Consider the following 16,839-nt stretch of genomic DNA (forward strand, 5'->3'; position numbering starts at 1 on the left):
TATTCCTCAATTATTGCCCTACCGAACTAACAACTTTAATTTGCTTGTCGTCTGGAATTTCTTGATAAGACAATACTTTTAATCCTGGTATCGTGTTTTTAACAAACCGTGATAATGTTGATCTTAATACACCTGAAGTCAATAAGATAGCAGGCATTCCCTCTAATTCTAGCTGTTCTGTGGCAGTTGCTAAAGATGTTTGTAATCGTTCAGCCAAACCAGGCTCCATCCCAGCGGCGTCTCCACCAGTAGCCTGCATAGATTGGTGCAACATCTGTTCCAGATCTGGCGCTAGTGTTATAACAGCTAATTCAGACTCTACCCCATTGATTTCTTGGACTATTAGTCGTTTTAACGCGATCCTTGCCGCCGCAGTTAAAACGTCAGGCTCTTGACTTTTTGCGCCATATTCAACAAGTGTCTGAATAATTGTTCGCAGATCTCTTATAGGCACGCCTTCGTGTAGCAAGTTTTGCATCACTTTAACAACGACACCTAATGGCAGAATATCTGGCACAAGACCTTCAACTAACTTAGGGTATTGACGCTGCAAGATATCTAGCAGGTTTTGAACTTCTTCATGTCCTAATAACTGCGATGCGTTATTAGTCAATAATTGACTGATGTGTGTAGCAACAACTGTTGCAGGGTCAACCACAGTATAGCCTAGCGTTTGCGCATGTTCCCGTTGCTCAGGCATGATCCATACCGCCTCTAAGCCAAATGCCGGATCCGTTGTTTTAACACCATCAACTTGACCAAAAACCTGACCTGGGTTGATTGCTAGTTCACAATCATGTCGGATTTCCGCTTCACCGATAGTCACGCCCATTAATGAGATTCGGTAGCTATTCGCATTTAAGTCCAAATTGTCACGAATATGTACTGCAGGAACTAAGAAACCATATTCCTGAGATAATTTCTTTCGGACCCCTTTAATACGCGATAATAATTCACCGCCCTGACCAACGTCTACTAACGGAATCAAACGATAGCCTACTTCAAGTCCAACAACATCAACTTGATTTACATCATCCCAACCCAACTCTTTAACCGGTTCAGTCGCTTTGGGCACTGGCTTTCCGTCAGGACTGGTCGCAAGCTCACCTTTTGCTTGTAGTTGATGTTGCTTTTTATACAAGAAATAACCAATTCCTAATGAAATAAACGCCATAGATAAAAACGCAAAATGAGGCATTCCCGGTACGATACCCATTACGAATAATAAACCACCAGAGACTAATAAGGCCTTTGGGTTACCCAACATTTGGCTATAAACGATAGTACCCATGTCTTCAGATTCATTTTGACGAGTCACCATTAATGCCGCGGCAATCGATAATAATAGCGAAGGAATTTGAGCGACTAAGCCATCACCTATCGTTAACAAAGTATAGATCTCAACCGCTTCACCAAAGCTTAAGCCATGCTGAACCATCCCGATGACAAACCCGCCTAAAATATTAATTACTAATATTAAGATGCCAGCGATTGCGTCACCTTTTACGAACTTAGATGCACCATCCATTGAACCATAAAAATCAGCCTCTTTCGTCACCTCTGCACGACGATCTCTAGCCTGATCTTGATCAATAATACCAGCATTTAAGTCGGCATCGATGGCCATTTGTTTGCCCGGCATTGCATCTAGCGTAAAACGAGCGCTCACCTCCGAGATACGTCCAGCCCCCTTTGTCACTACCGCAAAATTAATAATCACAAGAATAAGGAAAACAACTAAACCTACGGCATAGTTTCCGCCAATAACTACAGAGCCAAAGGCTTCAATTACTTTACCTGCGGCGTCTCCGCCTTCATGCCCTTCAAGTAACACCAGACGTGTTGAAGCAACATTTAATGCGAGGCGTAATAGTGTGGCAATTAAGAGTACACTCGGAAATGACGCAAAGTCTAACGGGCGTAGTGCGTAAATGGCGACAAGTAAAACAACAAGAGAAAGAGAAATGTTAAAAGCAAATAATGAGTCGAGCAGAAAAGTGGGCATCGGCAATACAATCATTGCTAATGTTGCCAACACGAGTAAAGGTGTTGCAATGCCTTTGAATATCGCCGAGTTATCAGAAGCAACTTGCGATAGTTTTGCTTTTAAATCCATTGTCTAATGGGTACCTACACAGATGACTATTAAATAGAGCAATACCAATAAATCACATTGGTATAACTATTAAGTAAACAACCCATAATAGCAATAAACAAGCCAATAAAATATATGATATAAATATTATTAACATAGAAATAACAAGCAATTAGTCAATAGTCAAGGACTCATCAACCTGCGTCAATAACTTGTCACAGTCAATTTGGTGTTGTGTGAATATGAAAGCGTTGTCGCAACAACCACATACAACAATTATAGAGAAATACCACGTCATCTCAGCATTCTAATTGACCACTTAAGTGATGGTTAAATAAGCTAATGCTTCAGGTCATCTGGAATGTCGAATTCATTAGGGAGTTTAGTCGGCCTACGCCCTTTTCGTTTTTGAAACTGCTCTAATTGAAAAACATAAGCTAAGACTTGAGCAACAGCCCCAAACAATCCATCTGGAATTTGCTCATCAATTTCAGTTGTGTGATATATAGCGCGGGCCAATGCGGGGCTAGCGACTAGCGAAACATTATTTTCTCGCGCAACTTCTCTGATCCGAAAAGCAACTTGATCGACCCCTTTAGCGACTACAATTGGTGCTCGGCTTCCCTCAGTATCGTATTTCAATGCTACAGAAAAGTGAGTGGGGTTGGTAATAACCACATCAGCATCTGGGACATCTTGCATCATTCGCCGTTGAGACACTTCACGCTGTAGCTGACGCTGCCTGCCTTTAACTTCAGGCTTACCTTCAGTGTTTTTAAACTCATCCTTCACCTCTTGCAGTGTCATCTTAAGCTCTTTTTTATGTTTAAAGATTTGATAAGGAGCATCGATCACTGCAATAAGTAATAATGAACTACACAAAATAATAAATATCCACAATAGGATATCTAAGGCTTCAATCACATTAAGGGGGAAGTTAGTTTGACTTAATTGTAAGATACTGGGGAAATAAAAGGTGAGTAAAAGCCAAGCGAGTGTTGATATAACCGCAAATTTCCCTAAAGACTTTAATAACTCAACGAGTGCCTGAGTACCAAACATTCGCTTAAAACCCTGAACGGGACTCATTTTTGATAGTTTTGGCCTAGCAGCATCAAAACTGAATGTAATTCCGCCAAGAGTGGTACTACCAATAAAGCCAAAAATAAACAGAGTGATAATAAAGCCAAGTAACGGCCAACTTATTAAAGTAAACACTTCAGCCCACATCAAACCAAACTGGCTTGTATCAAAGGCCTGTTCACGCTTGATGGTGAACATATTTTTCATCACATGATAAAGCGACATTGCAATCGCACTACCAAAAATATACATCGATGCAGCAGATGCAATCAGAACAGCAGCCGTTGCTAACTCTTTTGAACGCGGCACCTGCCCTTTGTCACGAGCTTGTTGCAGCTTCTTGGGGGTGGCCTGTTCTGTTTTTTCCTGACCGCTACTTTCTGCCATTTACGCCTCGTTATCTTAGCCAAACAACATTTAAAAATCACAACGAGTATTGATAACCTGACACATCATCTCAATACCTCGAATCCATTGCGAGTCAAAATGAGACATCACAGTATCCAATGTTAACCATAATACTAACAAGCCCGCTAACATGGTGACAGGAAAACCAATAGAAAAAATATTTAACTGTGGTGCAGCACGCGTCAAAATACCGAATGAAAAGTTAATCACCAATAGTGCAACCATCGCAGATATTGACATCGCCAATGCAGCAGTAAACATCCACACCCCCCATCGCGCCACTTTCTCAAAAGTCACTCGAGTCAAGCCATCAACACCCACCGGTAATGTATCAAAGCTCAAAACCACCATTTTGATCATTGCTAAATGACCATCCACTGCGAAAAACATCAAGGTAGCTAATAATAAAAAAAACTGACCAACAACAGGAACATTTTGACCCGAGCCAGGATCAATCATAGACGCAAAACCTAAACTGGTTTGCATACCAATGACCTGTCCCGCAACGACAAATGCTTGCATCACCAGCACAGAAATAAAACCTAAAGCAACGCCGATTAGCACTTGCTGTACAACAATAATAAAACTTGATATCGAAAACAGATCAACTTCAGGCATCGGGCCTAGCGTGGGTGCAACGACGATAGTAACAGCAACTGAATAAAGTAAGCGAATGCGTGTAGAAAGGTTTTTGCTACCGACACCAACCATCACCATAAACATGCCCGCGATTCGACAATAGGGCCAAAAGTAACTGGCTACCCACATCATAATCTCACTTTCATACAGTGTCATAATTAGCCAATAACCATCGGGATTTCTTTAATCATGCCAATAGTAAAGTCCATCAGTGTCTGCGTTATCCAATGCGCACCAACAATCAGTGTCAATAAGGTTACAATCAAACGCGGTAGGAAACTTAATGTTTGTTCATTGATGGATGTAGCCGCTTGGAACACAGCGACGATAAGGCCGATAATCAAACTTGGAACGACTATCGCCGCAACTAACAGCATCACAATATAGAGTGCATGCCTAAATATATCGACAAAAACTTCAGGTGACATAATGACTCCTTACAAGACTTTTCGTCACAAGCCGAAACTATTAGCTAATGTTCCCATGACTAATGACCAGCCATCAACCAAGACAAATAGCATTAATTTAAATGGCAATGATACAATCATTGGCGATAACATCATCATACCCATGGCCATCAAGACACTGGCAACAACTAAGTCAATCACCAAGAATGGAATAAATAACATAAAGCCTATCTGAAAAGCTGTTTTAAGCTCACTGGTAATGAACGCCGGAATAAGTACTGTCATCGGAGCTTGTTCTGGTGACGTTACGTCATTGCGGTTTGCAATCTCTAAAAAGGTTTTTATGTCACTATCGCGTGTTTGCGACAACATAAACTCTCGAATAGGCCCTTGAGCAAGCTCTAGAGCCTGTAACGCACCAACTTGCTCATTAACATACGGCTGTAAAGCCGTTTGATTAATCTTATCTAACACTGGCGACATTATAAATAAACTTAGAAACAACGCTAATCCGATAATCACTTGATTCGATGGCGACTGTTGCAAACCCAACGCTTGTCTTAAAATTGATAATACCACAACGATACGAGTAAAGGATGTCATCATAATAACGACGGCAGGGATAAAGCTTAACGCCGTCATTAATGCGAGTACCTGCAAAGTTATACTATAACTTTGCGTCCCATCATCATTAGGGATCACCGTAACCGCCGGTAAGCCAGTGTCTGCCAGTAATGACGGAGAGATAAATAACGCGATCAGTATTAGCGCAAAACGCATTATGACTTTTCCTTTTTCACAGCAGCTAAAATAGCACTAACATTGAGTTTTTGGTCCACTTTTGGTTCTTCATCGGTGATTTTATTTGGAAGCTTCTCAAGTAAGTTTACCTGTTGAGCCGTGACACCAAGTAGATATTGTTTACCATCGACTTCAACAACGACAACTCGCTCTTTTGTTCCCAACGGTAAGTTTGCAACCAAGCGAATCAAACGTTGACTTGTTGGACTTAACTTTAGTTTCTTCACCATAAAAGCTAAGGCAAAAATCAAACCAAGCACAATAGCCAAAGAAGCTATCATATTTAGATAGTCTGGAGCAGCTTGTTCTGCAGCGTATGCCGAAGAACATAGGCCAGCTGATAAAAATAATACCTTAGCGCAATTTTTTAATACGTTCAGTTTGACTAATAACATCTGTTAAGCGAATACCAAATTTATCATTTACAACGACCACTTCACCATGAGCAATCAAGGTGCCATTAACCAACACATCCAGTGATTCACCAGCCACACGATCAAGTTCAATTACCGACCCTTGATTTAATTGCAACAGGTTCCTGATAGTAATGTTTGAGCGTCCAACCTCCATAGAGATTGTTACAGGAATATCTAAAATAGCATCTAGCTTTTCGTTTCCTGTCGTGCTTTCACCACCAGCACCGTCCCCATCCAGTTGTTCTAACTCTACGGGTTCGGCATCTTTAGACTCTTGTTCAGCTTGTTCAGCGAGGGCATCAGCCCAATCATCCATATCACTCATTATGACATCTCTCTATTCTTTATCTTCAGACACTTTTCGTTGAAGTAGTTGAAACTCTGATTTTTGCGATTCTGGCCGAGGAATAATTGAGGTCACCTTTAAACCATAATTATCATTTACTTGGCCTAGCTTACCACGAAACGAAGGAAGCTCCTCGGCTTTTATAACAAGCTCATCGGGCATTTCAAATGGGATCACATCACCCGCTTTCATTTCCATGATTTGACGAAGTGTGAGATCAATTTCACCAAGATTGGCTTCAAGCTCAACTTCAACATCCATGATCTCGTCTTTTAGTGCCGCACTCCAGCGTTGGTCTGTATCTTCTTTATCGCTTTGTACACCAGCATCGAGCAACTCTCGGATTGGCTCAAGCATCGAGTAAGGCAATGCGATGTGAAAATCTCCGCCACCACCATCGAGTTCGATATGAAATGAGCATACAACAATAACTTCTGTCGGGCTCACTATATTAGCCATTGAAGGGTTCACTTCAGAGTCTAAATACTCAAACTCAACATCCATCACCGGAGCCCAAGCTTCCATATAGTCTTCAAAAACTATTTTTAACAATAATTGAATAATTCGGCGCTCAGTAGGCGTAAATTCACGGCCTTCTATTTTCGCAGGGTAACGGCCATCCCCACCAAAAAAGTTATCAACTAAAATAAACACTAAACGTGCTTCTAGCGTGATTAGGCCCGTGCCTTTGAGAGGGCGAAAACGGACCATGTTTAAACTGGTAGGCACAAACAATGTATGAATATATTCGCCAAACTTCAGCATCTGAACACCATTGATTGATACTTCAGTAGTGCGACGCATTAAGTTGAAAAGACTGATCCTCAAGTGTCTCGCAAACCGCTCGTTAACCATTTCAAGCGTTGGCATACGACCACGTACGATGCGATCTTGTGAAGAAAAATCATACTCCGCAGCACTATCACCGCCGCCACCTTCATCAACTTCATCTTCATCGACATCGTCAACACCATGAAGTAACGCATCGATTTCATCTTGACTGAGTAGATCGTTCACACTATATCCCTACCTGAGTTACCGGCAAACGTGACGGTAACTATTAATAAAAAATAACAAACCGCTGTAAAGCAGCAATTTATTGCATTACAAAGCCAATAAATAGCACTTGTTCTACCACTGAGTTACCAACAATCGGCTCTAGCGCTTTTTGAACCGCTTCTAGAGCGTTTTGTCTTAACTCTTGCTTACCAATATTTGTTGATAGTTTTTCTGCATTTGAACTGCTAAAGACAGTTAATAAAGTATCTTCTATCAAAGGAATGTGTTTACGCGCTGCAGTATCATTTTCTCCACCACGTACCAATAACTGAACTTTAATTTGAACTAAACGGTCGCGGCCATAGCCCGGCACATTAAAAACAAATGGTCGTGGCATTCCAACATAGAAAGCATCACCAACAGTAGCTTCTTCAGCTTCTTGTTCTTCTGGTTCAACTTCCTCGCCTGGTAAAGTCTCTCCATCTACCATTTCAGTCGTAGGTTCATCGCCTCCCATCAAAAAGAAGTAAGCACCAGCACCGCCACCAATCAATATAATTAGTACTGCGGCAATGATAATTATCATTTTCTTTTTGCCGCCCCCTTGGGCTTCTTCATTTTCAACTGCATCATCTGCCATGATATTTCCTCACGATAAAAATTTTGTTAAAACTAACATAAATTACTTTTTGATCCTATGAAGATATTACCTTAAGCATAATAATCTATGCCATTGGCAGATTGTTTATGCAATGTAAGGGTCACGGCACTCTGGTCAGACTCAAAATCATCATCGCTTTCACCACCTTGCCACGCGTCATGTTCATTAGAATCACCCTGTTGTTGCTGCTGAACATCACTTTGGTTAAGCGCAATACCTTGCTCTTGTAGCATATCTCTGAGCTTAACCATTGCTTGTTCTAACATATCTTTAGCCGTTGGATTTTGCACTTGGAACTGAACGTTCAGTTGATCTTGCTGCATTTGAATACGCACTGACATAGCACCGAGTTCTTCAGGGTCTAAGTGAATGACTGCATTAGACACACCTCCATTTGCCATCATCGTAATCCGTTCTTTCAATTGTGTCGCCGCAAACTGCTCATGGAGTGGTAATTTTTGCTGCAATTGCTCAGATAGCTGTTTTGGGGTTAATGGCTGAGATGGAGTCGACTGTGTCGATAGCTCTTGTTGATCAAGTCTAGCATTAACCGCAGAATTAGGTTGTTCGGTATTAGTAGCCGCAATTTGCGCCTGACGCCCCTGCGCATCAACTTGTTTTAATAATGATTCGAATAAAGACTGTTTTGTGGCTGGAGTCGTGGCGGCCTCTGCCACTTTAACCTCATCCGTTAATGATTGTTCTTCACTGGCTAATTTAAGCTCATTATCAACAGCACTACCTTTAGCCTTTATTACTTGTTCCCCTAAAATAGGGCTAGCAACTGCGTGTGCGGCTATTTTTGAAGTGCCATCTTGTGCTGTGGTATTAGCAGCTTGATTGGCCGTTTCAACCACCGTTTCTCCGCCAGTTAAGGTACTGAGTTTAGATTGATTAATTTGATTAAGCAGTTGTTGAGCAGCTTGAGTCCCCTTTTCAGCGGGCGTAGTAGAAGCATTAGCAACATCTGCCACTCGTAGACCGTTGTTAACCAAATTAATATCGTTTTCATCAATAGACGACTCTTGCGAATCCATCACTACCTCAGTGGTAAATGCGACCAACTGACTCTGTTGTTTAGGCGGCAGTTGCATTATCACATTGGTTAATTGTTGCTTAACATCGGTTATATTGGTGTCAGATTGCGGCTGCTTTAATGCCTGGTTCATGGCTTTTTCCAACGCAGAGATTTCAAAAGGCAACCCCTTCTCGCTAGACACAATCTGTCCATTTCTAACCGGCTCTAAAGCTTCAAGTTTAGCAATCACTTGTTCCAATGCTTTCTTTAATTCTGGCTTATCGGCTAATTGCCCAGACATAGCCTCTAATGTATTAACAAGCTGTTTGATTGGTGTCGTATCAGCCCCTACGCTGTCATGCCCGTGAGCACTTTTTGCAACAGATAAGGGTTGACCGCTCTCCCGACTATCATCACTCTCAACCAGACCCGGTTCACTGCTCTTACTCTCTTGCTTGCCAAGCATTGGACTGTTAATTACTTCACCACTGGCTTTGACAGAGCTATCATTAGATGCTTCTTTTGAGCTCAAGGTGGCAGCGGAATGTTCAGCTACTCTCTCTTTTGTGTCGACTTGACTGGCAATATCTCTTTGAAATTGAGTGTCACCTTGAACTTGGGTCGTTTGTTTCTGCTGAGTTTGAACACTTCCAGTTTCACCCTCTTGGCTTATCTCTTTTGAACGCTCTTGTTCGTTGGTGCGATTAATATCATGAGCGGCCTGAGTTTGCTTCGTGGGTTCTTGTCTATCAACAGCCTGCTGCTCAGATACTAATGAAGGTGACGCTCCTACGGCTGAGCGTTCGGTCACCGATTCGTTTTCCACTAAAGGTTGACTCTTACTGAACTCAGAGGAGACTTTCTCTTTATCAGTAACCAATCCCTGTGCATTGTCTCGAATGTCAATAGAGTTCTGTGTAACAGCTTGAGATTCAGTATCCGATTTTCCAACGTGTTCATACTCATCAGACGCTTTATCCATCTTACTTTCATGAGATGTCACCGCTTCACTTTCAACAATAGCCTTATTCGTTGCTATGATACCCTGAGTCTGAGGTTCGATACCCTTATCTTGACTGACGCGAGTCATTGACGGTTGCTCTAGTGAAGGCTCAGCGCTTTCTTCGATTATTTGAGCCTCTGTATTTTTTTGCTCAGTAGAAGGTGTCATTCCCTGTCTGGCTGGCGCGTCATCCATCGATGAAGTGGGTGCAGTTACAGCAGGTGCTGTTTGATTTCTTGCGCTCTCTTCATCAAATTCTTTGTTAAGATCTACGTCGGCAAGATATTTATCAATAATTTCCTCAGCAACTTTCTCACTTTGCTCAGACGAAAGGCGCTGCTCTTTATTTTCTTTATCGGCTGGTGGCTGAGTCTGTTCTGCGTTGGTATTCTCAGTTTGAGACGTTGATTTCGTGCGACCAGAACCACTCTCAATCTCTTGGTTAAGAATATCAGAAAATGAGACATCATCATGTTCATTACTAACTGCTTTACCAGCCCCAGCATACTCTGTTACAGACGACGAAGAGTCAGATTTCGCATTATTATTGGTTGCCATGGCGGCAAAGCTTGCCGAATTATCACGACTAACACCTAGCAAACCAGAAGATAGACTTTCGAGCATAATATTCCTCAACACTTCAAATAATACAACACCAACAAAAAACGTTATATTTCATCATATTATTTAGACTTAAGCCGTTCACGGGCTACGCTATTAGTAAATCGCATTAAACTTGATCTACTTTTGATAAATAAAATGCAATAAGCGTACCTAAATATAACAAGTTGGGACTTTATTTTTTTGTTCACTGAGCACAACGAAATAGGGACTAATAAATAGCGTTATCGCGCCCCTATTATGGCTTGAGGGCTTTGAATAAACTATGAGGAGGGGTTATTTTTACGGTAATAGGACATCATCGCAAACTCATCGGAGAGCTTTTGCTGTTGTTTCTCTTCTTTTTCAGCGTGTTGTTGTTGTTGCTTGTTAATTAAAAACTCAATTGAGTCGACGTATTGTTTGGCTTTACTCCAATCCTGTCGCCTTGAGTCAACCGCAATCGACGCTCTAGCAATCACATCACGCTGCTGGTTCATTGATTGATCTATTTTAGCTAAAAAGCCCTGCAACAAAATTAACTTATCAGCACTGACAGGAACAGTTGGATCGGGCTTCATCTGCCTTAAATAGTCTTTTTTATATTGAATCAATGAATCCATTTGCTGCTTTAGTTGATTTAATTGCTGCTGAGCCGCCGTTAACATTCGCAACTGCTCTTGCTCTTTCTTAGACGCCATTTCTTTGACGATGAGTAGTTGCTTGATATCAGCCATTATTGTAACGCGTCACCAAGTTGTGACAATGCCGTGAGTGACTCATCATACGGATGGCTTTCTTTCATCGTCTGCTGACAAAACGCTTCAATCACTGGATAGAATTGAATTGATTTATCCACTTTAGGATCTGCGCCTTGGATATAAGCACCAATAGAAATGAGGTCTTTATTCTGCTGGTACAGCGAATAATTTTGCTTCACGAGTCGAGCATACTGAACATGCTGATCACTCACAACCATCGGCATTACACGAGAAATCGATGCTTCTACGTCAATGGCAGGGTAATGACCCGACTCAGCGAGCTTGCGGGATAACACAATATGCCCATCTAAAATTGCTCGGGAAGCATCAGCAATAGGGTCTTGTAGATCATCGCCCTCAGTTAACACCGTATAGAATGCAGTAATTGAACCTTGAGTGTCACTACCATTACCAGCACGCTCCACCAGCTGAGGAAGCTTTGCAAATACTGACGGGGGATAGCCTTTTGTTGCAGGAGGCTCACCAATAGCCAATGCAATTTCACGCTGCGCCTGAGCAAATCGAGTTAACGAGTCCATTAGCAATAACACTTCCATTCCTTGATCTCGAAAAAACTCGGCAATTGATACAGCTGTTTCACAGGCTTTTAAGCGCATTAGCGGTGAGGTATCTGCGGGTGCGGCCACTACAACCGATCGTTTACGACCCTCTTCACCCAATATTTCTTCTATAAACTCTTTAACCTCACGACCACGCTCCCCGACAAGCCCAACCACAATAACATCGGCGCTCGTGCCACGGGTCATCATGCCAAGTAATACACTTTTACCCACACCTGAGCCAGCAAACAAGCCCATCCGCTGGCCTTTTCCGACTGTGATTAGCGTATTAATCGCCCGTATCCCCACATCTAATGGCTGGGAAATCGGCCTTCTGGCTAATGGATTTATTGGCTCTGCTTTGCCAGACATATGTTGTTTCGCTTTAATAGGCCCTAAACCGTCGAGCGGCTTACCAACACCATCAATCACACGCCCCAATAAATCTAGGCCAACCGGTAAGCCCTTTTGACCTAATAAAGGCTCAACCTTCGCTCCAGGCAGAACACCTTGTAATTCCTCACTAGGCATTAAATACAACACTTCACCGCTAAAGCCTACCACTTCAGCAGTTATGTAACCACTTAACGTTTCAACACGACAGAGGCTTCCTACGGGGGCACGACAACCAACGGCTTCCATCGTTAAACCAACAACGCGCCTTAATTTTCCAGACATAACAGGTTGAAACTGATTAACGCTTTCACTGTAATCTGTTAGCAGCTTGGACCAATTGGGCACACGAGGCAGATTAGCCATGCTCATTACCACCTTCCCTAGGGCTTCCTTCAGGGGCTTGAGCTTGCTCTATTGTTTGGTCATGGTGGGATGAGTCGGCCAAGGTTTGCTCTTCATTTGAATAAACTTGGCTATCAGTATATTGGGTGTTTGGGCGCTCTTGAGACTTAAAATCTTCAAAAACATGCTCAATCCGTTCTGTCAAAACTGATGATACAGAGCTACTTGGTGATTCAATAACACAGTCCCCATCTGATAATGATGGATCAAGCTGTAGAGTAATATGACGCTGACTTATCTCATCCTCAGTCCACACTTGTTTGAGGTACTCTGTATCCTGAGGGTTTAAACGCAATGTTAATGGCGAAGAGTCTTTTAATAAGACAAGGGCTTCACTTACCGCTTGCACAATCGGCTCATGGTGTTGTTTAACTTCAGTATGAATAACTTTCTTTGCCAAAACCATCGCCAAATGCAGCAATGATTGTTCAATCTCTTGCTCCTGTTTGGCAAGAGGAGTTTGTAAGCGTTCGAGTAAACTATCAATCAATGCGAGTTTGTGTTCCAATTCAGGTTGAATTGTGGCAAGCCCTTGCTCGCGTCCTTCCTCAACGCCTTGTTCCACACCTTGCTTGTACCCTTCTTCATGACCTTGAACGATACCTTGTGCAATCCCCTTCTCTAGCCCTTGCTCAAATCCTTGTTGCTGAGCTTGCTGTGTAATTTCTTCAAGTTCTTGTGCTGATAATGCACTCGGAGCCTGCACATCTTCAGTAACGACTTCCTCTTCCACCACCGCTTTTTTTTGGCTTAATTCCGCGACATTCATTCCTAGTGCATTAGTGCGGTCTTCGGCAACTTTTTCTGTAACATCTGGTGCGTACCATCGTTTTAGCAGTTCTAACTCTTCAGTAGAGGGTTTATACATTTCATTCGCCATTTTTAACCTTTACCTATGCCGCTAACGAATTATAAGAACTCGTCACCACCGCCGCCGCCAAGCATGATTTCACCTGAGTCGGCCAAGCGAGTTGCCACAGCAAGAATTTCTTTTTGTGCCACTTCGACTTCACTAACACGAATTGGCCCCATAGCTTCAAGATCATCCACCAACATTTCAGCAGCGCGTTTGGACATATTGTTAAGAAACTTATCTTTAAGTGCTTCATCAGCACCTTTAAGCGCTTTCATCAGATCGTCCGTTTGTACATCACGTAAAATTGCTTGGACACCACGATCATCAACGTCGATTAAATTCTCAAAGACGAACATCAAGTCTTGAAGTTTTTGCGCCATCTCCTCATCCGTATCACGGATAGAGTCCATTAACTGACCTTCAACATTGTTATCAAGGTAGTTCATGATATTAGCAGCAGATTTTAAACCACCCATTTTCGCCGCTTGTGCACCCGCTTGTCCTGCAAATTGTTTTTCCATAATATCGTTTAACTCTTGCAATGCCGCAGGTTGAACTTCTTCAAGGTTTGCAATACGCATCATTAAGTCTAAACGAATTTTCTCAGGGAATTGCGATAAAATTTCAGCAGATTGCTCAGGGTCTAAATATGACAATACGATGGTCTGAATCTGCGGGTGCTCACTCACGATGATATTGGCAACTTGACGCGCGTCCATCCATTTGAGCGATTCTAGACCTTTAGCACTACCACCTAAAATAATCTGGTCAATGATATTAGAGGCTTTATCTTCACCTAAAGCTTCAATTAAAGCTTTACGGATAAAGTCTTCAGAATTAAGACCAATAGAAGATAGCTCTTGAATATCATCGAGAAAGCAGCGCAGCACAGCCTGAACTTTCGCCGGAGTAAAGTCATCAAAACGAGCCATCGCTTGACCAACATACTGTACTTCTTTTGGTTCAAGCGATTTAAGGATGCTCGCGGCATCTTCCTCTTTAAGACTTAACAATAATAAAGCCGTACGCTCTAACCCTGTTAAGGTAGTAACATCAAACTCTTCTTTTTTTTCTTCTTGTGTTGCAACTTCTTCAGCCATGAGATAAACCGTTCTTAACCTTGATTGTCTTTATATAGCCAGTTCTTAACTACCTGAATTGATAAATCAGGTTCATTTGAGACCAGCGCTCGAACCGCGCGTAACAAATCATCATCTTTACGTAAATCTGGTATTTGAATTGAACCATCGTCAGCATAAGTATAGTCACTGTCCGCCGCAGCAAGCATATCAACGGTATCAGCAGCAAACTGGTCATCAAAGTCAGCTAAATCACCTTCAGCGACATCAAGATCCTCTTCCTCAACCTCTGGGTAGATGAGGCGGTTCAGCATTGGTTTCACTAATCCGAAGATAATCACAATAATGACCAATGCACCTAACACCATTTTCACAACACGCAAGAACCACGGTTGCTCCCATATAGGCAAGTCGGCAAGTTCTTCAACAGATTCCTTATGGAATGGAATTGTCACAACTTCTAAAATATCACCTCGGGCTTGGTTATAACCAATACTACCTTGCAAAAGGCGCGTGATATTAGACAGCTCTGCTTGTGTTCGCGGTGCTGTAATAGGCTCTCCGCCTTCTGCCGCTGGTGTTGTTGTGTAATCTAGCGCAACAGAAACACTGAGTTTTTTAATGATACCTACTTGCTGACGTATATGGCTAATAGTGGTATCTAGCTCATAGTTTCTGGTTGCTTCTTTCTGGAAACGTCCATTTTTCGTCGTCGTAATATCACCTACTTTTTGCTTATCAACTTCTTGGGGGATATCTGACTCTAACGGAGGCTGATTTGATAATGCGCCAGCGACGCCACCGACGAGATCACCGATGTTTTTATTTTCCATTGTCCGTTCACTGCGGATAGCTGGAAGGTCTGGGTTGTAGCGCTGTTGAGTCTCTTCAACGGCAGTAAAGTCCATTGCAACATCGACTTGAGCAGTGTAATTACCAATGCCCACAACAGGGATCAAAATAGAGTCAATTTTTTCTAAGTATTCCGTTTCTTGTTTTCGCTGCTGTTCAAACTCTTTACGATTACGCACGCTTGATGGGTCTTCATTGCCTGATTTTAATGAACGACCGTTTTGGTCAGCAACGGATACTCGACCGGGTTCTAAACCATCAACCCCTGAAGCGACAATATCAACAATTGCATCCACTTCTTCTTGGCCGAGTTGGCGACCTCGATTTAAAGTAACAACCACAGTTGCGCTAGCTTTTTTATCACGACGAGAAAACACATTCTCTTTAGGAATCGCTAATAAGACTTTCGCTCTCGCAACATTTTTTAATTCGGCGATAGCTGAAGATAGTTGGCGCTCACGGCTGTGCTTCAGTCGTTCGCGCTCTAAGCGCTGACTGACACCGAAACCCATATCTTGCATCAAGATATCATCACCGTTTGCAGGTGCATTAGCCATACCTGCACGCGTTAAAGCAAGACGGACTTGTTGATAATTCTCTTCGGCAATCATAATGGTAGTGCCGTCGATTTTGTATTCAAGTTTATTTTGGTCAAGGAAGTCAAGAGTTGTTGTAAACTCTTCAGTATCCATTTTTCCTAATGGTCGATACTCAGGTTCTTGTGCCCAAAAAAGTACCATGACGGCAATACCTAAACAGATAGCAAGCGCCAGAATCATGATAACTTGACGTAAAGTATCACCGTCACCTAACCCCGCGAGTACACCGGTCTTGGTTTCTTCTATATCATTAGATCCCGCTGACGTTATTGGGTGAGGGTCTTCATTCACCGTCATGTCTGTTGAGTTACTCGCTTCAGCCACTATTACTAACCTTTATTTTCATCTTAGGGTGCTACTTATTACGCAAAATAAGCACCTACACCATCAATATTACACTATCATCATAATCAAAATACGACGTACAGCCTATATTCTCATATTCTCAGTTTGTTTACATAAAAATATGATGAAAATACAGAACACTGTATTAAACAGGCATACTCATGATTTCTTTATACGCTTCAACGAACTTATTACGGACTTCAACGGCTGCAGAAAATGCAACGCTTGATTTTTGTGATGCGATCATCGCATCTGAAATGCTCACTGAACGATCGCCCATTTCTACGGCAATTTGCATCTCTTTTGAGGCTTTTTGCAGATCATTCACATTATCAACAGCGGCTTTTAACATCGATGAAAAATCGGCTGATTGCGCAGCAGCAGGTTTAGCACTTTCTATGCCCGGAGTATTCATTTGAGCTTTAGAGATCATGCTTTGCATATCGTTATACATTGAACCAGCGTTAATATTCATAATGTTGTCCTCGACGTTTTTTTGACTTTTTCATGCGT

Annotated in this window: 16 protein-coding genes; all 16 read right to left on the reverse strand. The window is 42.2% G+C overall.

Translation table 11 applies throughout. The features are described from left to right. Positions 1-10: 10 nt before the first annotated feature. Positions 11-2,116, reverse strand: coding sequence for a flagellar biosynthesis protein FlhA (flhA, locus tag Q8W26_RS01535; protein ID WP_101213058.1), 2,106 nt, complete (start codon positions 2,114-2,116; stop codon positions 11-13). A gap of 318 nt (positions 2,117-2,434) precedes the next feature. Then, the gene (gene flhB / locus Q8W26_RS01540; protein ID WP_101213057.1) at positions 2,435-3,565 is read right to left on the reverse strand and encodes a flagellar biosynthesis protein FlhB; all 1,131 of its coding nucleotides are present in this window, start codon (positions 3,563-3,565) and stop codon (positions 2,435-2,437) included. Between the two features lie 30 nt (positions 3,566-3,595). Beyond that, positions 3,596-4,381: a flagellar biosynthetic protein FliR gene (gene fliR / locus Q8W26_RS01545; RefSeq protein ID WP_101213056.1), complete on the reverse strand. Its 786-nt coding sequence runs from the start codon at positions 4,379-4,381 to the stop codon at positions 3,596-3,598. A gap of 2 nt (positions 4,382-4,383) precedes the next feature. Then, positions 4,384-4,653: a flagellar biosynthesis protein FliQ gene (gene fliQ, locus Q8W26_RS01550; protein WP_101213055.1), complete on the reverse strand. Its 270-nt coding sequence runs from the start codon at positions 4,651-4,653 to the stop codon at positions 4,384-4,386. A gap of 24 nt (positions 4,654-4,677) precedes the next feature. Continuing rightward, the gene (gene fliP, locus Q8W26_RS01555) at positions 4,678-5,412 is read right to left on the reverse strand and encodes a flagellar type III secretion system pore protein FliP (protein ID WP_305472006.1); all 735 of its coding nucleotides are present in this window, start codon (positions 5,410-5,412) and stop codon (positions 4,678-4,680) included. Beyond that, a complete protein-coding gene (gene fliO, locus Q8W26_RS01560; protein ID WP_101213053.1) occupies positions 5,412-5,828 on the reverse strand; it encodes a flagellar biosynthetic protein FliO in 417 nt (138 codons plus the stop codon). The genes fliP and fliO overlap by 1 nt, the downstream gene beginning before the upstream one ends. Further along, positions 5,788-6,174 (reverse strand): flagellar motor switch protein FliN, encoded by a 387-nt coding sequence (fliN, locus tag Q8W26_RS01565; RefSeq protein ID WP_101213052.1) that lies wholly within the window; start codon positions 6,172-6,174, stop codon positions 5,788-5,790. Before fliN ends, fliO begins: the two co-directional genes overlap by 41 nt. A 12-nt stretch (positions 6,175-6,186) precedes the next feature. Further along, on the reverse strand, positions 6,187-7,212 hold the full coding sequence (gene fliM, locus Q8W26_RS01570; RefSeq protein ID WP_101213051.1) for a flagellar motor switch protein FliM: 1,026 nt from the start codon (positions 7,210-7,212) through the stop codon (positions 6,187-6,189). A gap of 79 nt (positions 7,213-7,291) precedes the next feature. After that, on the reverse strand, positions 7,292-7,834 hold the full coding sequence (gene fliL / locus Q8W26_RS01575) for a flagellar basal body-associated protein FliL (RefSeq protein ID WP_101213050.1): 543 nt from the start codon (positions 7,832-7,834) through the stop codon (positions 7,292-7,294). A 71-nt stretch (positions 7,835-7,905) separates the two neighbouring features. After that, positions 7,906-10,500 (reverse strand): flagellar hook-length control protein FliK, encoded by a 2,595-nt coding sequence (locus Q8W26_RS01580; protein ID WP_101213049.1) that lies wholly within the window; start codon positions 10,498-10,500, stop codon positions 7,906-7,908. A gap of 260 nt (positions 10,501-10,760) precedes the next feature. Next, entirely contained in the window at positions 10,761-11,213 is a 453-nt protein-coding gene (gene fliJ, locus Q8W26_RS01585; protein ID WP_101213048.1) for a flagellar export protein FliJ, read from the reverse strand. Then, positions 11,213-12,562 (reverse strand): flagellar protein export ATPase FliI, encoded by a 1,350-nt coding sequence (fliI, locus tag Q8W26_RS01590; RefSeq protein WP_101213047.1) that lies wholly within the window; start codon positions 12,560-12,562, stop codon positions 11,213-11,215. Before fliI ends, fliJ begins: the two co-directional genes overlap by 1 nt. After that, positions 12,549-13,463: a FliH/SctL family protein gene (locus Q8W26_RS01595; protein WP_305472010.1), complete on the reverse strand. Its 915-nt coding sequence runs from the start codon at positions 13,461-13,463 to the stop codon at positions 12,549-12,551. The genes fliI and Q8W26_RS01595 overlap by 14 nt, the downstream gene beginning before the upstream one ends. A 41-nt stretch (positions 13,464-13,504) precedes the next feature. Further along, the gene (gene fliG / locus Q8W26_RS01600) at positions 13,505-14,551 is read right to left on the reverse strand and encodes a flagellar motor switch protein FliG (protein WP_101213045.1); all 1,047 of its coding nucleotides are present in this window, start codon (positions 14,549-14,551) and stop codon (positions 13,505-13,507) included. A gap of 14 nt (positions 14,552-14,565) precedes the next feature. Then, positions 14,566-16,305, reverse strand: coding sequence for a flagellar basal-body MS-ring/collar protein FliF (gene fliF / locus Q8W26_RS01605; protein WP_101213044.1), 1,740 nt, complete (start codon positions 16,303-16,305; stop codon positions 14,566-14,568). Positions 16,306-16,471: 166 nt separating this feature from the next. Then, positions 16,472-16,801, reverse strand: a complete 330-nt coding sequence (gene fliE, locus Q8W26_RS01610; protein WP_101213043.1) for a flagellar hook-basal body complex protein FliE — start codon at positions 16,799-16,801, stop codon at positions 16,472-16,474. Positions 16,802-16,839: the final 38 nt, after the last annotated feature.

Origin of the sequence: Psychrobium sp. 1_MG-2023 (assembly GCF_030689115.1) — a bacterium.
Classification (GTDB): Bacteria; Pseudomonadota; Gammaproteobacteria; order Enterobacterales; family Psychrobiaceae; genus Psychrobium.